20 protein-coding genes and 1 pseudogene are annotated in these 21240 nt (G+C 33.9%); 7 read left to right on the top strand and 14 right to left on the bottom strand.

The window, feature by feature from the left end; genetic code table 11:
* Positions 1–6: 6 nt before the first annotated feature.
* Entirely contained in the window at positions 7–306 is a 300-nt protein-coding gene (locus ACZZ9T_RS12440) for a helix-turn-helix transcriptional regulator (protein ID WP_463442349.1), read from the bottom strand.
* A gap of 311 nt (positions 307–617) precedes the next feature.
* Positions 618–1232 carry a Crp/Fnr family transcriptional regulator gene (locus ACZZ9T_RS12435; RefSeq protein WP_463432582.1) on the bottom strand — a complete coding sequence of 205 codons (615 nt, stop codon included), beginning with the start codon at positions 1230–1232 and terminating at the stop codon, positions 618–620.
* Between the two features lie 356 nt (positions 1233–1588).
* On the opposite strand from ACZZ9T_RS12435, the gene ACZZ9T_RS12430 reads away from it, so the two are divergent.
* Positions 1589–2095: a pyridoxamine 5'-phosphate oxidase family protein gene (locus ACZZ9T_RS12430; RefSeq protein ID WP_463442348.1), complete on the top strand. Its 507-nt coding sequence runs from the start codon at positions 1589–1591 to the stop codon at positions 2093–2095.
* Positions 2096–2117: 22 nt separating this feature from the next.
* Positions 2118–2468, top strand: a complete 351-nt coding sequence (locus ACZZ9T_RS12425; protein WP_463442347.1) for a hypothetical protein — start codon at positions 2118–2120, stop codon at positions 2466–2468.
* 12 nt (positions 2469–2480) lie between these two features.
* Here ACZZ9T_RS12425 and ACZZ9T_RS12420 read toward each other — a convergent pair whose 3' ends face one another.
* The 6 genes from ACZZ9T_RS12420 to ACZZ9T_RS12395 all read right to left on the bottom strand — a co-directional run bounded on the left by ACZZ9T_RS12420 (position 2481) and on the right by ACZZ9T_RS12395 (position 6345).
* A complete protein-coding gene (locus tag ACZZ9T_RS12420) occupies positions 2481–3071 on the bottom strand; it encodes a Crp/Fnr family transcriptional regulator (RefSeq protein WP_463442346.1) in 591 nt (196 codons plus the stop codon).
* On the bottom strand, positions 3068–3451 hold the full coding sequence (gene ytxJ, locus ACZZ9T_RS12415) for a bacillithiol system redox-active protein YtxJ (RefSeq protein WP_463442345.1): 384 nt from the start codon (positions 3449–3451) through the stop codon (positions 3068–3070). The genes ACZZ9T_RS12420 and ytxJ overlap by 4 nt, the downstream gene beginning before the upstream one ends.
* Positions 3448–3909, bottom strand: a complete 462-nt coding sequence (locus ACZZ9T_RS12410) for a DUF1569 domain-containing protein (RefSeq protein WP_463442344.1) — start codon at positions 3907–3909, stop codon at positions 3448–3450. Before ACZZ9T_RS12410 ends, ytxJ begins: the two co-directional genes overlap by 4 nt.
* Positions 3903–4439 (bottom strand): YfiT family bacillithiol transferase, encoded by a 537-nt coding sequence (locus ACZZ9T_RS12405; protein WP_463442343.1) that lies wholly within the window; start codon positions 4437–4439, stop codon positions 3903–3905. Before ACZZ9T_RS12405 ends, ACZZ9T_RS12410 begins: the two co-directional genes overlap by 7 nt.
* On the bottom strand, positions 4439–5020 hold the full coding sequence (locus tag ACZZ9T_RS12400) for a hypothetical protein (protein ID WP_463442342.1): 582 nt from the start codon (positions 5018–5020) through the stop codon (positions 4439–4441). Before ACZZ9T_RS12400 ends, ACZZ9T_RS12405 begins: the two co-directional genes overlap by 1 nt.
* 182 nt (positions 5021–5202) lie before the next feature.
* Complete coding sequence (locus ACZZ9T_RS12395) at positions 5203–6345, bottom strand: DEAD/DEAH box helicase (RefSeq protein WP_463442341.1); 1143 nt, start codon at positions 6343–6345, stop codon at positions 5203–5205.
* Between the two features lie 162 nt (positions 6346–6507).
* Between ACZZ9T_RS12395 and pncA the strand changes: the two genes are divergently transcribed.
* Positions 6508–7113, top strand: coding sequence for a bifunctional nicotinamidase/pyrazinamidase (gene pncA / locus ACZZ9T_RS12390; protein ID WP_463442340.1), 606 nt, complete (start codon positions 6508–6510; stop codon positions 7111–7113).
* Positions 7114–7248: 135 nt separating this feature from the next.
* Here pncA and ACZZ9T_RS12385 read toward each other — a convergent pair whose 3' ends face one another.
* Positions 7249–8211, bottom strand: a complete 963-nt coding sequence (locus ACZZ9T_RS12385; RefSeq protein ID WP_463443002.1) for a pseudouridine synthase — start codon at positions 8209–8211, stop codon at positions 7249–7251.
* 390 nt (positions 8212–8601) lie between these two features.
* Between ACZZ9T_RS12385 and aroB the strand changes: the two genes are divergently transcribed.
* Both aroB and ACZZ9T_RS12375 read left to right on the top strand, forming a co-directional pair.
* Positions 8602–9648 carry a 3-dehydroquinate synthase gene (gene aroB / locus ACZZ9T_RS12380; RefSeq protein ID WP_463442339.1) on the top strand — a complete coding sequence of 349 codons (1047 nt, stop codon included), beginning with the start codon at positions 8602–8604 and terminating at the stop codon, positions 9646–9648.
* Between the two features lie 231 nt (positions 9649–9879).
* Entirely contained in the window at positions 9880–10569 is a 690-nt protein-coding gene (locus tag ACZZ9T_RS12375; RefSeq protein WP_463442338.1) for a porin family protein, read from the top strand.
* Positions 10570–10646: 77 nt separating this feature from the next.
* Here the strand turns inward: ACZZ9T_RS12375 and purF are convergent.
* The 5 genes and pseudogenes from purF to ACZZ9T_RS12350 all read right to left on the bottom strand — a co-directional run bounded on the left by purF (position 10647) and on the right by ACZZ9T_RS12350 (position 16655).
* Positions 10647–12145 (bottom strand): annotated as a pseudogene (purF, locus tag ACZZ9T_RS12370) (amidophosphoribosyltransferase).
* Positions 12146–12594: 449 nt separating this feature from the next.
* Positions 12595–13317 (bottom strand): phosphoribosylaminoimidazolesuccinocarboxamide synthase, encoded by a 723-nt coding sequence (purC, locus tag ACZZ9T_RS12365; protein ID WP_463432558.1) that lies wholly within the window; start codon positions 13315–13317, stop codon positions 12595–12597.
* A gap of 63 nt (positions 13318–13380) precedes the next feature.
* A complete protein-coding gene (locus ACZZ9T_RS12360) occupies positions 13381–14076 on the bottom strand; it encodes a DUF3307 domain-containing protein (protein ID WP_463442337.1) in 696 nt (231 codons plus the stop codon).
* 1 nt (position 14077) lies between these two features.
* Positions 14078–14683 carry a SatD family protein gene (locus ACZZ9T_RS12355; RefSeq protein WP_463442336.1) on the bottom strand — a complete coding sequence of 202 codons (606 nt, stop codon included), beginning with the start codon at positions 14681–14683 and terminating at the stop codon, positions 14078–14080.
* Between the two features lie 109 nt (positions 14684–14792).
* Complete coding sequence (locus ACZZ9T_RS12350; protein WP_463442335.1) at positions 14793–16655, bottom strand: endonuclease; 1863 nt, start codon at positions 16653–16655, stop codon at positions 14793–14795.
* Positions 16656–16843: 188 nt separating this feature from the next.
* On the opposite strand from ACZZ9T_RS12350, the gene ACZZ9T_RS12345 reads away from it, so the two are divergent.
* Both ACZZ9T_RS12345 and ACZZ9T_RS12340 read left to right on the top strand, forming a co-directional pair.
* Positions 16844–17983 carry an acyl-CoA dehydrogenase family protein gene (locus ACZZ9T_RS12345; RefSeq protein WP_463432550.1) on the top strand — a complete coding sequence of 380 codons (1140 nt, stop codon included), beginning with the start codon at positions 16844–16846 and terminating at the stop codon, positions 17981–17983.
* Between the two features lie 198 nt (positions 17984–18181).
* Positions 18182–21109 (top strand): reprolysin-like metallopeptidase, encoded by a 2928-nt coding sequence (locus ACZZ9T_RS12340; RefSeq protein WP_463442334.1) that lies wholly within the window; start codon positions 18182–18184, stop codon positions 21107–21109.
* Positions 21110–21240 lie beyond the last annotated feature (131 nt).

Below are 21240 nucleotides of genomic sequence, written 5' to 3'. Positions count from 1 at the left end.
ATAATATTAAAGTTTATCAAACCATTTGTAAATATCTACAGATGATTCAATGTTTAATTTTTTTCTGATTCTGTTTTTTCTGTTTTGAATTGCTTTCGGAGTAACATACGTGTACTTTGCAATTTCTTTTGTACTTAGGTTAAGTTTCAGATAAATGCAGAAACTCAATTCAGAATTTTGAAGATTTGGCTGTATTAAAGCTAGTTTATCAAAAAAATCAGGATATAAAACTTTAAATTTACTTAAAAGACGGGGAGAGTTTTCTTTTGCTAATCTTAAAATTTCATCTTCTGCTATATTCTTCATAATAATTACATTAAATTTTCATTAATCTGATAATCATTATACTAAATATTTCTTTCTGACTGAATGATTCAGTTTTTTTAAATGAGAACTATCTGAGCTATATCAAATTAATAATCAAATATATTAGAATTTTTTGCCATTTTTTTATGATCGAAATCACAGAAACCATGAATGTTTAGAAGGTGCTTTATTTAAAATTATTTATCCATTCACAATGATTCCTCCGTTTGGATGTAAAACCTGCTCTTATGATCAGTACCGATTTGTTTTCTAACTGCACGATTTCAACTTTACAAAATTATTTTTATTATCTAAAAGAAAATTTTCCTTTTGTCTATTTTTAAAAAACTATCTTTTTCCATTCTTTTGATAGTTCTGATGACTGTTTCTACACGCAATCCTGTAAGATTTGCAATTTGCTGTCGTGTTAATTGTATCTGAAAAGAAAGAGGAATATCATCACTGTGAAAACTTTTCAAATATTCCAATAGTCCCGTCAATCTTATCACAGGATCATTTGCTGCTAAATTCTGCATCATAATAGATTGATAATACATCCGTTGAGACATACACGAATTTATCTGAACAGAAACTTCGGGATGCTTTTCTATAAGATGCAAAAAATTTGGTTTTGAAACTTTAATGACTTTACATCCGGTAATTGCTTCTGCATTTATCGGATATTTTTTATCGATGAACAGCATAGAATCACCGAAACTCTGACCTTCACCTAAAATATTGTGAATAAATTCTCTCCCTTCATCATCCTGATTATTTTCTTTCACTTTACCTTCCACAATCTGGAAATAATTCATCGGAATATCTCCCTGATTAAAAATTTTCTCTCCTTCCTCGTAAAATTTTATTTCGCCTCCAAAAGATTTTAACAGGTCTTCATCCAACTTTGTGCAGCTGATTGTTTTCATTGTTTTAAGAATAGTTTTTTTGTTGTATTTCTAGACAAATGTATGCCAAATTTCTATATTGATACGCATTGATAATATCCTTTTCGTATTTGTGTTCTATCAGTAAAAAAAGTTAAACTGATTTTGATTTCATCAAATTTAAGACATTATTGATTATGATTAGAATCATAAAGCATGGTTTTATAGATAAAATATATTGTTTTTAAACCTTATTTTGAGATAATTGTAATTATTTTGATTTTTTTGAATAATTTGGTTAGATTTTTGAAGCTGAATCTTTACAGAATCAAATTCTGTAACGCAGAGAAATTACAACTTTCTCTTTTTTATTTAAACCAACACTTAAAATATTAATTATGTCGACAGAAAATCTTATGCATTCAGATGCTATCAAGAAAATTAAGGAGCTTTCAGAAAAAGCCAGAATTTGTATGTTCTCAACTGATCTAGAAACCTTACCCATTACTTCAAGACCAATGTCACTACAGGAAACTGATGAAGCAGGAAATCTTTGGTTCATAAGCAGTGATGCAAGCAACAAAAATTTTGAAATCAAAGACGACCGCAGAGTTCAGCTATTCTTTATGAACAACAGTGATTCTGAATATCTCTCAATCTATGGTGAAGCTACTATTTATAAAGATAAATCTACAATCGAAGAAAAATGGTCTGCAATGGCAAATGCCTGGTTCGATGGTAAAGATGATCCGAATGTATCCATCATAAGAGTTGAACCAAAAGAGAGCTATTATTGGGATACAAAAGCAGGAAAACTGGTGAGTATGCTAAGTTTCGTTGCAGCAGCAGTTACCGGAAATAAGACGGATAATTCTGATGGTGTGGAAGGTAATGCAACTGTTTAAAGTCAAAAAAGTAATATAAACCATGATTTTTGAAGATCAACCGCATGCTGTTCACCAGGAATTGGGCAGCATGCCACACGAAAACTTAAAGTTTATCACCAATATTATCAATTTTACTGGTGATAAATCTTTTATTCTCACCTCTTTGCAAAAAATTCAAAGCAGTACTTTGTGTGAGATTAAAAAGAATACTATTAACAGTTTTATACAGGAATATGCTCTTAACTTTGATGGTTTTGTAGAAAATGATATCTATTCTCATCAAAATGAAAGCGTAAGACTCTGCCCATTAGCTGCAAAAAAGTCTTTTGAAAAAGTAATGCGAGAACAGGAATACCTGAACAGACTCGTGAATATTCTTAATCCTGAATGACTAACGTAATGATCAATCTGGCATAAAATTTTTTCTTGCCAGTTCTTTTCTCACTCTGCTCAGGCTTTCAGGAGTAATTCCTAGGTAAGACGCCACCATCCACTGTGGAACTCTGAGCAATAAATCAGGATACATTTTGATGAATTTTAAATATCTTTCTTCAGCAGTTTCTCCCAATAAAGAGTTGATTCTATCCTGCAAACTCTTTACGTGTTTCTGAAGTACGAGATCATTTTTTTCGATGCTGTTCGGAAATTCTTCCAGAAGTTTATTGAAAAAATCACGAGGTAATATCGAAACTTCAGAATCTTCTACTGCTTCAATATAGTAATTTGATTTTTCACTAAAGTAAAGACTGCTTCGGTCACCAATTAACCAATTTTCCGGTGCAAACTGTATAATGTGTTCTTTGCCGTTCTTATCAATCGAATACATTCTTAAAAGTCCTTTTTCTACAAAAAAAGTATTGCGGCAGACCTCTCCGTACTGTAACAAGAGATCTCCTTTAGAAAATTTTTTGATTTCGTAATAAATACTGCAAAGACTTAGCCTTTCCGCAGGCACTTCAAGCACTTTTGCTAAGTAGGTAGTCATATTACTCATGAGACAATCTGGCTTAAAGTGATATCCTGATGAGATGCGTTGTTGATTTCGTTACCGTTTTCTATGACAATCAATTGTGGACTTTCATGTCTGATACCAAAATCTTCAGCGATTTTGTTTGAAATATTTCTGTGAGCCAAGAGATCTAAAAAATAGAGAGTCGCTCCATGTTCTTCCGCTTCCTCAATTTCTTTTTCAAAGTTTCTCAAAACAGTTTTACTGATAAAACAGCTTGTAGAATGTTTGAAAATTGCAATTTTTCCTGAATGAGATTTTTTTATTGCCTCTTCCAAATCTTTTTCAGATTCAATTAAATTCCAAAAAGATTTGGATTGACTCTCATCCTGTTTTCCGCCAAATATTTTATTTAAAAAGCTCATACATTAAATTGTTTTAAATGATGATTGAGATGTTTATATTCCAAAAATCCCCAATCTTTTTCTTTCATCTTCCCGAATAGTACGTGATCGTCTGGTAAAGTGTGATTTTCGTAAGCCTTAATATATTCATGAAGTGTTTTCAGAAGGCTATTTTTTGCTACCACAAATTCACATTCAAAATTAACGATTAGTTTTTGAAAAGTCGGCATATTTGGAGGAATTCCGTTATTGAAAATCTGAATTTCTTTTTTCGTTAAAATTCCGACTGTACGGATAACAAAATTAGGTTTGGGAATATCTATTTTTTTTAAAGGAATTTTTAAAATAAGCTCGCAATGCGTCAGCATCTGCGCTGCGCTCATACTCCCCCATTTTTTTTGAGAATTTTCTGAAAGCTGAGAAATTCTTTCTATAATTTCGTCAAAATCTTTTCTATTGTGCAGGCTTTTTTTTACCACCCTTTTTCTGTCCTTAAATTTTCAATATGGGCATAGTGGTGGTTGCAATGCCATGCATAAAGTGCTAAATAATATCTTAAATTGTAATCATGATCTTTTTCGGGATGGCGGAAAGTTCTTTCAAACTGTCTGTTGGTCAATGTTTTCAGTAAAACATACCATCTCTGATGAATACCTTTCAACATTCTCATTGCTGGTTTTACCGGGATATTCAAGCTGTCCTGTAGTTCGGCCCATTTGGCTTCCTCATACGGTTTTATGATAGGATTATCTTCAGTTAAAGCCAGTTTAAAACGGATAAAACTGTTTGCATGACTGTCTGCTAAATGATTGACAAGTTGTCTTACTGTCCATCCGCCTTCTCGATATGGTGTGTCCAGTTGTTCGTCGGAAAAATCTTCAATCAGTTTTTTTAATTTTTCAGGAAAATTTTTGATGACTTTGATGTGATTTTCCAGTTCTATGTCACAACTGGTATCGCCTTGCTGAAAATCACCGATTGGAAATTTCTTTAATTCTATAGTGTTCATTATTTCTTTATAATATTTAAAAGCTGGGATAAAATTACGGCGTTTTCGTCTTTCAAATAATAGAGCATTTTATTTTGATACGGATCTAATTTAGAATAAATAATAAAGTAATGATGGTAGTTCTTAATTTCTACATCTTTAAATAATAATTCTTTATTTTTAAATTTAATTCTGTCAGAAAAGAACTCAATGCCACACAAGAAAAAACTCTCATTTTGTTGAATCTTATGTAGATATGTTTCCGTAATATCATCAAGATAATAATTCCACAATTCATCTATAATATCACAAAACAACTGATGTTTTTTGTTTAGCTTTCTTCTGTAAAATAGTTTAAAATTAATCTTTAATTCATTATCAGAATTAGTTTTGATGAAAATCTGATATTCCCTCCCAATATAGAATTCTAAACCTTTAATGAAGTGAATTCCATAACGAATTTCAGTAATATCTTCCTTGTTGATAATGGAAAATGAATCTGCTTTACGATCTTTATTTTCAAACTTTATATAATTTTCATTTAAAATTAATCGTCTTTTTCTGCCGTCAAATAAGCCACGAACAATGGTAAATTCTTTCATAAATTTTCTTTTGTCCAGTGATAATATCTAAACAATTTCTGATTGTAAGTTTTTGTAAAAATATCAAAAAAATCGAGAATATAAATCCGAAAAACTTTCATTATAAATGTTTTGATTGAAAAATTTATACAAAAAAATTCCAAGTCTTTAGATATTGAAGTTTATTAGTTTAATTAATCGTATTAATAACCATGTAAATCAATACCTTCTGTTCTTTGTAAGGTGATTTTTTTACCCATTTTCTTTTGAATCACTCTGAAATGCTGCAATTCATCATCCGTCAGAATATTGATGGCTGTTCCTTTTTCGCCTGCTCTACCGGTTCTGCCGATACGGTGGATGTAATCTAAAGGCGAACGTGGCAATTCGTAATTAATCACACAAGGCAAAGACTCAATATGAATACCACGGCCAATCAAGTCGGTTGCCACCAAAATCTGAGCTCCGTTTACTTTAAATTCTTCAAGATTATTTCTACGGGTACCCTGTGATTTCTGACTGTGAATAGCAACAGCTTTTATTTTGTTTTTCTTCAGCTTTTCGACCAGATTATCTGCTGATTTAGTAGATGAAACAAATATCAGGGCTTTTTCAACTTTCTTTTCTTTAATTAGATAACGCAAAAAAGGACCTTTGTTTTCAGGGGAAACGTGATACGCGACTTGCTCGATATTTTCGATTTCAACCTCGTCTTTTTTAATTTCAATCAATACAGGATTCATTGATAAACGCTGTCTCATTTCAGAAACTTTGTCATCAAGAGTTGCAGAAAATAAAGTGGTCTGTTTCATGACAGGCATCATCCCGAAAAGCTTATTCATCTCTTCACCAAAACCCAACTGAAACATTTTGTCTGCTTCATCAATCACCAAATGCTGAATTCCTGAAATACTCAATGCATTGTGATCAATTAAATCTAATAAACGACCAGGTGTTGCAATAAGAACTTCTACTCCAAACATTCCTTTCATTTGCGGATTGATAGAAACACCGCCGTAAACTGCCATTGTACGTATCTCACGCTTCAGATTTTCTGTAAAAGCTCTGAAAACTTCATCAATCTGAATGGCTAATTCTCGTGTAGGAACCAATATCAAAACCTGTACATTCCTATCTTTTTTTACTTCTGCATTCTGCAATTTTTCTAAAATCGGCATTACAAAACAAGCTGTTTTTCCGGAACCGGTCTGTGCAATTCCTATCAGATCTTTTCCTTTTAAAATAACAGGAATCGCCTGCTCCTGAATGGGAAATGGCTTTAAATAGCCGAGTTTGTTAACAGAATGAATGATATTGTGTGATAATCCTAAAGACTCAAATGACATAAATATTGATTTAATGCAAAGATAAGCTATTGCCATTGGTTATAGTCATCAAATTGTTTTTCACTCATTTTTATGATGACGAATGCCGTTTTGTCCGATATTCTGAACTTGGACAATTATTTGAATGGAATAGTTTAAATTTAGAAAACTAAATAGCTAAATATGAAAAAAGCATTAATAATAGTTGACGTACAAAATGATTTCTGTGAAGGTGGGGCTCTGGCTGTACCTGAAGCAAATGAAATAATTCCTTATATCAATCTTCTGATGGAAGAGAATGAATATGATCAAATTGTACTTACTCAAGATTGGCATCCTGCAAACCATAAAAGTTTTGCCAGCAACAACGGGAAAAAGGTTGGTGAAAGCATTATTTTAAACGGAGTTCCGCAGTTTATGTGGCCGGATCATTGTGTGGAAGGAACTTTCGGAGCAGAATTTCATAAAGATTTAAACAGAGAAAAGGTAACTCATATCATACAGAAAGGGAAAAATACTGAGATAGATGCTTACAGTGGTTTTCAGGATAACAATCATTTTATGAAAACCGGTTTGGATGATTTCTTAAAGTATCATGATATTCAGTTGGTAGAAATTGTTGGTTTAGCGATGGATTACTGTGTGAAATTCACAGCTACGGATTCCGTTGCCAATGGCTATGTAACCTGTCTGCACTTCAACGGAACAAAAGCTGTCAACGTAAAACCGGATAATGGAAAAGATGCTATTTTTGAGATGATTCAGAAAGGAGTTACGGTTTTAGGATAATTCATGAAGTTAAGAGTCTCTTCACTTTAAAACTATAAAACACAAAAGACGCAGAAACCAATTCTGCGTCTTTTTATTTTTTAAATTTCAGGAATGAATTAAACTTATAATTCATCATTCAAAACTTATCATTTTTTAAAGCATTTTCAGAGTATTCACTTCCAAATCTGTAAGGATTCTCCAGTGTCCTCTTTTGATGTTTTTCTTGGTTAATCCTGCAAACATTACTCTGTCTAAAGCTTCCACTTCGTATCCTAATCTTTGGAAAATTCTTCTGATCACACGGTTCCAGCCGATATGAATTTCCATTCCGATTTCATTTCTGGGCTTGCCTTCGATGAATGAAATCTGATCTACCATTGCAATTCCTTCTTCCAGACGAATACCTTCCACAATAAGCTTCATATCTTCATTGGTCAGTTTTTTATCCAAAGTCACATGATAGATTTTTTTAGCATCAAAAGATGGATGTGTAAGTTTCTTGGTCATGTGTCCGTCATTGGTTAAAAGAATAACTCCTGTGGTAGAACGATCCAGTCTTCCAACCGGGAAAACTCTATAGGGAGATGCGTTAGCAACAAGATCCATCACTGTTTTTCTTGCCTTGTCATCTTTTGTTGTAGAAATATAACCTTTTGGCTTGTTAAGAAGTACATAAACAGGTTTTTCAGGTGTGATATTCTGTCCGTCAAAAACCACTTTATCAGTTTTCTCGACTTGATATCCCATTTCATTCACTACCTTTCCATTCACTTCTACCAAACCTTGAGTAATCAACTCATCAGCTTCTCTTCTGCTGCAGATTCCTGAGTTTGCGATGTATTTGTTAAGACGGATTGTATCTTTGTGAACGTCCTTTTCAACCTTCTTAAATCTTCTTTTCTGTACAAAAGATCTTGCTCTGTCGTCATCCCTGTCAGTTTCACTGCCAGGTTTTCTTCCGTATTTTAAGCTTCCTCTTTCGTATTTTCCTCTTACATCTGAGCTGCTTCTCCCTTCACCACCTCTCTTGAAGTTAGTTTGGCCAAAAGACTTTCTCTCTTCGCTTTTATTGGATACAAATGGTTCTTTTTCAGTTTTTGAGTATTTTTTTTCCATTCGACTCTCATAGCTTGTATCAGATCTCCTAGAATCAGGTTTTTTAAAAGGTCTAGAGCTGTCTGTCGCTCTGTCACTTCTGCTGAAGGGCTTTTTCTCAAAGTTTGATGAGCCGTTTTCATTTCTATCTTTTGATTCAAAACTTTTCTCACCCGTTTTTGAAAACGGCTTTTTGAAAGATTTTGAATCTGAAGAATTTCCAGATTTAGGAGAGCGAGGACTGTCCGAATTTCTTGTTGAAGATCTCGGTTTTTTTGGTCTTCCTGAATTATTATTGTCTCTGCTCATTCTAAATATTTTTGCAAAGATAGTAATTTAGTTACGAGTTAGAAATTAAGAATCATAACTTTGTACGATTGTATGCTTATTAATGTCATTAAAATTAAAAAAATGATTACTTTTTTAGACGATAATTTTTCTCAGTTAAACCATTTTCTTACCGAAAATACATTCACGAAAATATTTATTCTCGTAGACGAAAACACTCATGAATATTGTCTTCCTATACTTTTAGGCAATCTGGAAACCGACATCAGCTTTGAAATTCTGGAAATTGAGGCGGGTGAAGAAATGAAGAACATTCAGACAGCCAATCATTTGTGGGAAATTTTAACGGAAATGAAATCTGATCGGAAAGCACTGATGATTAATCTTGGTGGTGGTGTGATTACGGATATGGGTGGTTTCGTGGCTTCTACTTATAAGAGAGGTATTAAGTTCATTAATATCCCTACGACACTTTTATCAATGTGTGACGCATCTATTGGCGGAAAAACAGGAATAGATTTAATGCATTATAAGAATATGGTGGGAACTTTCAGTTTTCCGGAACAGATTTTTGTTTATCCTCAATTTTTAGAAACTCTTCCTTATAAAGAGTTACGAAGTGGCTTTGCAGAAATGCTGAAACACGGATTGATTGCAGACACAATACATTGGGATAATTTGGTCACCATTCAAAAAATAGATGCTGAAAGTTTATTTCCACATATTCAAACTTCGATGGATATTAAGCAGGAAGTTGTAGAGAAAGATTTTCACGAGAAAAATATAAGAAAAACGCTGAACTTCGGTCATACTATCGGTCATGCGGTAGAAAGTTTATGCTTGGAGAAAGGAAATCCTATTCTTCATGGTGAGGCTGTAGCTTTAGGAATGATTTGTGAAACGTATCTTTCATTTCTTGAAGGTTTAATTTCTAAACAAGATTCTGAAAAAATTATTGAGAACATTCAGAGATATTTTCCATTTCTCAATTTGGATGAGTTTAAAGATGATGATTTATTCAATGTATTACTTAATGACAAAAAGAATACTAATACAAAAATCAATTTTTCGTTACTTTCTGAGATCGGTCATTGCGTTTTTGACTATGAATGTACAACAGAAAATATACTGACATCCATTAATTTTTATAAAAATAGGAGTGGGTTTTAGTGAAATTTAAAGAAATACTATTTAATGCATAGTGTTTATTATTGTTCTTTAAATTACTGAAAATCAATGTTTTAATTTTTTATTGTTATTTTACTGATTTCTATCATGTCTGGTTTAGGGTGCAAAATGTAGTTTTGGCAAACAATTTGAAAGATACCACTCGTCAAACTTGAAAAATAGTTTTGACAGAAAATTTAGAAATAAAAATAATAAATATTAAAATTTAAAGTTATGAAAAAGTTAATTTTAGGACTAGCTGTTACAGCAAGTTCACTAGCATTCGCTCAGACAACGACAACAAAAACATCTTCATCAGACATTAGATTTGGTGCTAAAGCTGGGATGAATGTAGCTTCATTGTCAGATGACGCAGGTCTTGAAGATCAAAAATCAAAAATCGGTTTTAATGCAGGTGTTTTCGCAACGATTCCCGTAGCAGCTTCTTTTAGCATTCAGCCAGAGATTTTATATAGCCAATATGGAGCTAAGATTGAAAATACAGACGAATTTACTGCTCTTGGTACTACTACAAGAAATGTAGAGTCTTATTCTACAAATCTTGATTATATTACTGTACCGGTAATGTTCCAATACAATTTTGTACCAAATTTCTATGTTGAAGCAGGTCCGGAATTCGGATTTTTAATCAGTGCAAAAAACAAAGGAGACAGAACCACAACAGTTACCACTGGATCTAATGTTTCTACAAGTTCAGCTAGCTATACAGATGATATTGACAAGGATAACTTAAACACATTCAACTTCGGTGTTGGTATCGGTGCTGGTTATTACTTCACAGATAACATTGGTGTTACTGCAAGATATGTTGCTGGTGTAACAGATGTTGCTAAGGACAGACCAAGCGGTTCTGATGCTGTAAGAAACAATACTTTCCAAGTTGGTTTAGCTTACAAATTCTAAGAATTTAAATAAATCTTATTCAATAAAAAAGGTCAGACTTAATTTTAAGTCTGACCTTTTTATGTTAAATGATTGTTTTAATTAAACAATTCTATTTCTTCTCCTTTCGCTACAGGATATTCTTCTGTAAAACATCCGAAACAATGATTTGAAGATCCTAAAATTGCTTTCAGATTATCTGTACTCAAAAATTCTAAAGAATCTACTCCCAGATAAACTCTCAATTCTTCAGTGGTCATATTGGCAGAGATCAAATCGTCTTTCGATGGTGTGTCAATTCCTAAATAACAAGGTGCAATAATTGGCGGAGATACACTTCTGAAATGTATTTCCTTCACTCCTGCTTCTTTCAAGATTTTAACCAGTCTTTTTGAAGTCGTTCCACGAACGATTGAATCGTCGATAATTACTACTCTTTTACCTTTGATTTCAGATATAATGGGGTTGAGTTTCAAGTTTACTACCCTTTCTCTCATTTCCTGAGTCGGTACAATGAAACTTCTTCCGATGTATCTGTTTTTGATTAAAACCGGACGGAAAGGTATTCCCGAAGCTTTAGAAAAACCAATCGCAGCCGGAACTCCAGAATCTGGTACACCAATCACGATATCTGCATCTACAGGAGCCTGTTCCCAGATTTTCTCCCAGATTTTTCTCTGATTTCGTAAACATTGATATTTTCTAATGTAGAATCGGGTCTTGCAAAGTAAATATATTCAAACGAGCAGATTCTTTGTTTTCCTTTTTCTTCATTCACCATGTAAGAATTCAGTTTTCCAGGCTCATTTTCATTGGTATAAATGATTTCTCCCGGAAGAATATCACGTACATATTGTGCTCCAACCGCATCTAATGCTACAGATTCTGAAGCAACAACATACGTTTTTTCATCTACTGCACCTAAAACCAAAGGTCTGATTCCGTTGAAATCTCTGAAAGCGAAAAATTTATTTCTAGTCATTCCGACCACAGAATATGCACCTTCTATTTTTTCCATGGTTGCTTTGATAGCACCACGTAAACCTAGATCAAGATTTTTTTGGATCAATCTTAAAATAACTTCAGAATCTGAAGTGGCTCTGAAAACTACACCTTCAGCTTCCAATTCATTTTTTAGTTCTCTCGCATTGGTCAAATTACCATTGTGTGCGATAGAAAGAATAATCTGATCGTATTCGTTTTTGGCGAAAAATGGCTGAAAATTATATTTCTTTTTGTCTCCTGCAGTCGTATAACGAGTGTGCCCGATTGCAGAGTTTCCCATAAAAGTTTCAGGATCATTGATCTCTTTATAAACATCCAAAACCAAACCTTCATCTTTCATGTTGGTGATTTTCCCTTCTTTAAGAACAGAAATACCACAAGCTTCCTGACCTCTGTGCTGCAAAGCAAAAAGCCCGAACTGTGAAAGTGAGAACGTATCAAGATCATTATCAGAATACATTCCGAAGATACCACACTCCTCATTGGGAGCATCCAGTCTTTCTTCTTCCTGCGTTCTGAAAAGATTTCTTCCGTAGGTTTGAGTCTCAAACTGTTTTAAATATTCACTTTTATGAATGTCTAAACTTTTCATTTTTATTTTTTCTAAATTAGAAGTTAGATATTAGATGTTAGAAATTAGTCTAAGTTAACTTCAATTATAATTTTAAACTTGTCAATGAATAAATCATTTTCTGTATCTCAGCTAAAAGTTGTTTCAAAGAATTATTTTAGTTCAGAAATAAAATTTAAATCTATTAATAATTGTAATTGAGTTGTAGCTAATATGTTGAGCCAAATACAACCCAAGAAATTAATAAATTCATTTTTATTATTTCTTCCCGCTCCTTATGCAATATTTGAAGGTTTTGAAACTGCACATCTTCTGATTTGAGAAAGCAAACCAAATTTTTTTATTCTTTAATTCTGCAGTAACCAATAAACTTCTTTAACAAAAGTCATTGATTTACTCCAAACTTTAAGATCTTCTATCCTGTGCGATTTCATACTAACCTCTAATATCTAACTTCTAACTTCTCAAACTTACTTATTAAGTAAAGTTTTCAGTCTATTGTAGATCTCAACGTAAGCTTCTGTTACTTCGCCAAGATCTCTTCTGAATCTGTCTTTATCCAGTTTCTTCATCGTGTCTTTGTCCCAAAGTCTGCAAGTATCAGGAGAAATTTCGTCAGCTAGGATGATTTCACCAGTTGAAGTTTTTCCTAATTCGATTTTGAAATCTACCAGAATGATATTCATTTTATCAAAAAGATCGATCAGAATTTCGTTGATATCTGCTGTTAATGCATACATTTCTTTCAATTCTTCGTAAGTCGCTGCTCCTAAGAAAACTGCGTGGTGATCATTGATTAGCGGATCTCCCAATTCGTCTTTTTTGTAGCAGATATCAAAAATGGTAACCGGAGATTTGATTCCTTCTTCAACCCCTAATCTTTGTGCCATACTTCCTGCAGAATAGTTTCTTACCACCATTTCCAAAGGAATAATAGATACTTTTTTTACCAATTGCTCTCTTTCGTCCAATTGCTTAATGAAATGAGTTTTAATTCCTTTTTCATTTAAATATTCAAAAATCAAAGTGGTGATGGCGTTATTCATCTCACCCTTCAGATCAACTGATCCTCTTTTTTGAGCATTAAATGCTGTAGCATCGTCTTTAAAACGTACTACTACCTCATCAGGATTATCGGTAGCAAATACCTGTTTTGCTTTACCTTCATACAACATTTCTTTCTTTTGACTCATAATTTTTACTTTTTTAAAAGGAAATCGCGAATCTACGGCTTCCGTTTTTGTATTAGATTTATATTATTTAATTAAAATTCCTGTTAAAACAGCTATTCCAAAGCTGAGCAATGTGCCAATGAGTACATATTCTGTCAGTTTTCTCTGTTTTGCCTGTGCGAGATCACTGAATCTGAAAACAGATTTTGCTGCAACCATAAATCCTACGCCTTCCCAGTGATTGACTATGATAAAAGTAAAAACTAAAAGGCGTTCTAATATTCCGATATATTTTCCGGCACTCGATAAAGATTCGGTTTGTATGTTACTTTGAGCTTTTGCAACCGGCGTCCATGAGGACAATAAAGTTTTAATGATAATCGACGCTGGAGCCGTTAAAAATAAAACTGCAATTAATATTTTTAAAAAGTTCTGGTCTTTTAAAAACTCAAAATTAAATTCATTAAAATAAAAAGCAATGCCTGCAATCACTGCAATATGCAAAAGCTGATCTATAAAAAACCATCTTCTTTTTGTTTTAATATTTTGAAACTGAAGCTTTGCTGCATCAATAATAAAATGTGAAACTCCTACAGAAACGGCTACCCACCACAACTCAAGATTCCAGAGAAAAATAAAACTTAAAATGGTGTGAATCAGAATGTGAAGGTACAAATATTTGCTCCTCAGTTTTCTGTTTTCTTTATCTGAAACCCAAGAATTTGGCTGAAGAATAAAATCTCCGAGTAAATGCGCCAATATGAGTTGAGTAAATATCATGTTACAGTTCTGAAATTTTCTTTCTAAAGTATTGGTTTGTTTCTACAATAAGCTCGTAGTTGGCACGTTTCAGTCTTTGGCTGATGGATGACTGTGAGATTGCAAATTTTTTGGCAAGATCTTCCTGAGTCATGTCGTTATTCATGATCATTTCGTGGATGATTTCGGCAGTTGCCATCGTCCAGGTATCAAAATCTTTTGAAGACCATTTAAGTAAAATATTGAGATCACGATCCAAAGAATCGTTTGAGGTTTTGATAGAAACAGTATGTCCATCACTTTTAAGATCATTCAATAGTCTCCCGGAATTCACGTAAGCTGTACCGTTGGATTCTGTGATTTTCTCCGATGAGAAATTTTCTTCTCCGATGCCAATTGCAATTCTTACGTCTAAATTTTCCTGACTTCTGATAAGAGATTTGATGGCTAAGAAACGCCAAAAAACGTCATCAATATTGCACTTGAACTGAAATTCGTCTCCTCTGTAGATTTCCCATGTTTGTGGAGCACTTCCCCACTTTTCAAGAAGATTTTTTAGTCTGGTGATCCAAACTTCAGTGTCTGCATGTTGCGAATTAATAATATCACCGGTGATGACCGCTATCATTCTGCAAATATAAGCATAAATACTTATATGTAAAAATTATAAGCAGACCCACTTATAGATATTAATTATTAGTGAATCTGCTCATATCAATATTGATTGAATATCAAAATTATCTTTTTATAAATTGATAGATTTTGTCATCTAATTTCAATAAATAATTTCCTGTTTGTAAATACTGAACAAATATATTTTTCTTGTTTTTAAAAGGGTTTTTCTCAGAATAAATTAGTTTACCGGACCTATCTAAAATTTCGGCAGATTTAATTGGATCTGTATTTCCGGTTACATAAATATTTTCATTGACAGGATTTGGATAAATTTTAAATTCTCTATCGGCTAAAATAATATCCGAAGTGGAAAGTGTTCCCAGATTCTGACAATAATCGCTTGCATAAGAATCCCATTCTGAAATATTAAATGTCGTTGTTGGATTGTTGATTGTACTTTTTCTATATAAAGATACGTTTGACAATGTGGAAGTATTTGATTGTCCCGGTAATCCGATTCCATCTACAGTTGCAAATTTATATCTCAATTCGATGTAATTGCTTCCTGTAAAAGTCATTTGCGGAGCAGCCGTTACAAATTTTGCCTGATTGATTGTATAACATGAAAAATTGGCAGAAGGATTCAAAACAGCAAAAACTTCATTATTCTGAATTGTTCCTTCCAATTCATAAGGATCTACAAAATAATAATTTGATCCGCTGAAAAACTGAATCGACAGTCTGTAATCACTCAAATTAACCGGATGTCCTGTTTTATTAGTAATTTCTAAGGCTTTATTATTTGAGGTTCCTTCCAGATATTTTGAAACAAATAAATCTTTTGCATAAATATCATTTGCTAAAGTTGTTGTAGTAACTATATTGCTGTCGGGAGAAAATAAATATCCGTTATCATAAGCTTTAACCGTAAACTGATAGGCAGTTGATGGCGTTAAATGATCAATACTTATTGAAGTTCCTTTTGTGGAAGCGACTAAAGTTCCGTTCTGATAAATTTTATAACCTATGACATCAGTGCTTGTACTTGGAGACCAGCTTAAGTTCACAAAATATGCACTGTTTTGAGTCACCGTTAAGTTTATCGGAGTTTGCGGGGCAACAGCATCAGAAATTTGTGACCAGATTGCATTGACCCAGGAAGGATTATCAACAAAAGGATTTCTGTTTTTCTGAATGGTATAAACCGCATTGTTCCTGTCAATTTCTTTCTGAGAAACAGGATCCTGTGCGTGCCACTGAAGGAGCATGGTAAGATAAGCAGGATCAAAACCTCTTTCCTCTGTTCCGTCTAAAGGATTGGTGTCAGACGCAGGATTTATATTGTTATTAAAATTAAAAGTTCCCAGTTTTCCTTCATATCTTACTGCGAAATAAAGGATACTTCTGGCTACATCACCTTTAAATTCATTGATGGGTTCGTAAACTCGTCCTGTATAAGTAACCCCAGGAATTGCGCAATTCCCTATTTTTGAAGAATTTGTAAAGGTGTAAAATATTGTAGAACCCACGATTCCATAAGGATAGTTACTTCTCAACTGATTGATTCTTGCATCGGTAGGCAACACGAAAAACAAATCAGAGTACATCGGATAATTGCTGTAAAATGTACTTTGCGGCATCATGTGTTCTCTGTTCCAGCCCTGTCCTTCTGCCGAAGCGCTGCCTATAATATTTGCTGAAGTATATTCATAAGAATCCGCTCCTGTAGGAATTTCAGAATACATATCCAGTAAAATCGTAGTGTTTGAAGCACCATGATCATAATATCTATCCAGATCTGTCTGGTTATAGTAGTTGGTAAGATCACCGTAATTCCAATTGATGTTTTTTTCAGCAATGATATCATGTACTTTAGATTTCAATGCATAACCCGAAAGTCCTGAAGTTCCATTATAATATCCCGCAGGAATCTGAGAAAATGCAAACGATGAAATCAGCAAAAGAGGAAGTAAGAGTTTTTTCATACTTTAAAATTGGTTGCTAAATTAATATTTATTTGTAATTTTAGGAGAATAACTTTATTAATAATATATTAAGTTTAGCATTGTAAAATTCTGATAAATAAAAGATTAGAAAAAAAAATAAAGCAAATGTTAATTTTTCTTAGTATTTCCGCAATTTAAGTATCTTTGGGCATTAACTATTATCTAATATGAATACAGAAACGATCAACAACATCAAAATGATAGCTGAAACAGCAAAAGAATTTGCTGAGAAAAATATCAGACCCAATATTATGGAGTGGGACGAAAGTCAGACTTTTCCGAAAGAATTATTTCATCAATTAGGTGATATGGGTTTTATGGGAATTGTTATTCCTGAGCAATATGGTGGTTCTGGTTTGGGTTATCATGAGTATGTGACCATTTTGGACGAGATTTCTCAGGTTGATCCTTCAATCGGGCTTTCTGTAGCAGCTCACAATTCATTATGTACCAATCATATTTATGAATTCGGAAATGAAGAGCAGAGAAATAAGTGGCTTCCTCAGTTAGCCACCGGAAAAGTAATCGGAGCTTGGGGTTTAACAGAGCATAATACAGGATCTGATTCTGGAGGAATGTCTACAACTGCTGTAAAAGATGGTGATGAGTGGGTTATCAATGGAGCTAAAAACTTTATTACTCATGCAATTTCCGGAGACATTGCTGTGGTAATGACAAGAACCGGAGAAATTGGTGCTAAAAATAATTCTACAGCTTTCGTTCTTGAAAAAGGAATGGCTGGTTTTACTTCAGGTAAAAAAGAAAATAAATTAGGAATGCGTGCTTCAGAAACTGCTGAGCTTATTTTTGATAATGTTCGTGTACCAGATTCTCACCGTTTAGGAGAAGTAGGTGAAGGTTTCAAGCAGGCAATGAAAATATTAGATGGTGGTAGAATTTCTATTGCTGCTCTAAGTTTAGGAACTGCAAGAGGAGCATACAAAGCTGCTCTAAAATATGCTAAAGAAAGACATCAGTTCGGAAAATCTATTGCTACTTTCCAGGCGATCAACTTTATGTTAGCTGATATGGCAACTGAAATTGATGCTGCAGAATTGTTGATTCAAAGAGCTTCAACATTGAAAAATGCCAAGCAAAAAATGACCAAAGAAGGTGCAATGGCAAAATTATACGCTTCTGAAGCTTGTGTAAGAATTTCTAACAACGCAGTACAGATCTTTGGAGGTTATGGTTATACAAAAGACTTCCCTGCTGAGAAATTTTACAGAGATTCAAAATTATGTACCATTGGAGAAGGAACTTCTGAAATTCAGAGATTGGTTATCGGAAGAGATATTACTCAATAATTTTTTAACATCCAAATATATGAATAGCACTTGCATTTTTGTGAGTGCTATTTTTGTTTTATTAATGAACGTTTTATCATTTATTTAATGTGTTGCATAATATTTTAAAGCAATTATCTAAAAATTTCTTAATAAATTTTGTTTTTCATAATATAATTTTTATTAGCTTTGGTATTCCACAATCAAAATGTTATCTATATGAAAAAACAACTATTGGTGATTGGAATGCTGGTATCAGGCATTTCTTTCGCTCAGACTGATAGACTTTGGTCTGAAGGTTCTAAAAAAACCAATTCTGAAATTTTTGAAAACAAAACAAATATTCTCAATCCGAAAGTCTATAAGCTAGATATCAACGGGTTAAAAAGCGTTCTTGCTAAAGCTCCTAAAAGATTGTCTGTAGGAGAAAAATCAGAGATCATCATTTCCTTTCCTAATTCTGACGGGAAATTAGAAAACTTTAAAGTAAGAGAAAATTCAAACTTCGATCCTCAGTTAGCCGCAAAATATCCTGATATTAAATCTTATGTAGGTGAAGGTCTTGATGATCCCAATTCTACAGTTTATTTCAGTATTTCACCATTAGGATTATCTTCAATGGAAATTTACGGAGATAAATCTGCTGTTTTTATCGAGCCTTATGCAAAAGATCTTTCGTCGTATGTTGTGTATAAAAAATCTGACAAAAAAGATAACCTAAGTGCTTTTGAATGTACCGTTATCGATGTTGCTCAAAAAGGAATCACTACATCAACTCTCGCTGCAAGACCAAATGCAGATGATGCCAAATTAAGAACGTTCCGTTTGGCGCTTTCTTCAACTGGAGAATATACAACCTATTTCGGAGGTACAAAAGCTCTAGCTTTAGCAGCAATGAATAACACAATGACTCGTGTAAACGGTGTTTTTGAAAAAGATTTTGCAGCAAGAATGGTTTTGATTGCCAATAATGATGCGGTAATTTATACAAGTGCTTCATCAGATCCTTATTCTGCAGCTGCGCAGATGAACAATTGGAATTCTCAGCTTCAATCTACCTTAACCTCAGTAATCGGTGAAGCCAATTATGATGTCGGGCATTTATTTGGAGCTTCCGGTGGTGGCGGAAATGCCGGTTGTATCGGATGCGTTTGTGTAAATGGTTCCAAAGGCAGCGGTTACACATCTCCATCAGACGGAATTCCATCAGGTGACAATTTTGATATAGATTATGTAGCTCATGAACTAGGACATCAGTTTGGAGGAAATCATACATTCTCTCATGCCAATGAAGGAACAGGTGTCAATATGGAGCCCGGTTCAGGATCAACAATCATGGGTTATGCAGGGATTACCGGACAAGACATCCAGGCTCATTCAGATTCTTTCTTTCATGCAATAAGCATTCAGCAGATTACAAATAATATCAAAGCTAAAACCTGTCCCGTAAGTACTTCAACTGGCAATTCAATTCCTACCGCAGATGCCGGTTTAGATTACACGATTCCGAAAAGCACGCCATTTATGCTTACTGGTACAGGAACAGATGCTAACGGAGATTCTTTAACTTACATCTGGGAACAGGTTGATAACGCTTCATCTTCCCAGACAGGTGCAAGTTCTGCTGCAACTGCTACGAAAGCTACAGGTCCTACATTCAGATCTTTTACACCAACCACAACTCCTGTGAGATATTTTCCGAGAATGGCTTCTGTTTTAGCAGGTGCAACGACAACAGCAGGTGCTGAGATCAATGTGGAAGCACTTTCTTCTGTTGCCAGATCTTTGAATTTCAGATTTACAGTACGTGATAACAGAGCCGGAGGTTCCGGAAATAATTCTGATGATACAAAATTGACTGTAAACTCAACTGCAGGACCTTTCATCATTACTTCTCAAGGTACTTCAACAACATATACAGGCGGAAGTTCTCAAAACGTAACATGGAACGTTGCCGGAACAACTGCAAATGGTGTCAATACTGCCAATGTTGATATTCTTTGGTCAACAAATTCCGGCACCACATGGACTACTTTGTTATCAGGAACTCCTAATGACGGATCTCAGGCTGTGGTTATTCCTAATGTGACGACAACAACAGGAAGAATTATGGTGAAAGGAAGCAATCATATCTTCTTTGATGTGAATAATGCTAATATTTCTGTGAATGCAGGTTCTGGAAGTACAGATACAGTTGCTCCAACAGCTCCTACTCTTTCCGCATCAGGAACTACTTCTACAAGCACCAATCTTTCTTGGTCTGGTGCAACAGATGCAGTAGGTGTAACAGGTTACGATGTTTATCAAGATTCATCATTGATTGGGAATACAGCTTCTACAAATTACACAGTTGCAAGTTTAAGCCCGTCTACGACCTACAGTTTTTCAGTAAGAGCAAAAGATGCTGCCGGAAATATTTCTACTTCAAGTAACTCGGTAAGCGTAACAACACTTGCAGGAAGTACAGTTACTTATTGTACAGCAACTGCAACAAATACTGCGGATGAAAGAATTGGAAACGTGACATTTGGTAGCATCAACAACACTTCAACAGGAACGGCAGGGTACGAAAATTTCACTTCTGTTTCCACCAATGTAACTAGAGGAACAGCAAATGCAATCTCCATCACACCGGTTTGGACATCTACTAAATACAATGAAGCTTATGCAGTCTACATTGATTATAATAAAGACGGTGATTTTACAGATAGCGGAGAATTAGTCTGGACAAAAACAGGTTCGCAAACAACTCCGGTTACAGGGTCAATCATAATTCCTGCAACAGCAGCACTTGGAAGTACAAGAATGAGAGTAATGATGCAATACAATTCTGTTCCTTCATCATCTTGCGGATCTTATACTTACGGGCAGGTTGAAGATTATACTTTGAATATTCTGTCATCAGGAAGAGGTGAAGATTTTAATGTCGAAAATTTAATGACTGACATTAAATTATATCCAAATCCTGTACGAGATATTTTAAATATATCAAACACGAAGTCAGAAGATTATAGAATCTTCGATATGGGTGGAAAACTAATCAGCTCAGGAAAACTCGAAAGAGGCACAGTGAATGTAAGCCAACTTACAACAGGAGCTTACACGATCCAGATTGGAGAAATCTCAAAAAGATTTATCAAAAATTAACCATTGAAAAATTAAACTTGAAAAGGCTGCCAGAAATGGCGGTCTTTTTTTATGAGTAATGAATAATCTGTAATAAGTAATTTTGAAACTAAAAACTAAAAACTAAAAACTAAAAACTAAAAACTAAAAAC

Source organism: Chryseobacterium sp. AC417 (assembly GCF_979258215.1).
This window is presented reverse-complemented; position numbering and strand designations above follow the sequence as displayed.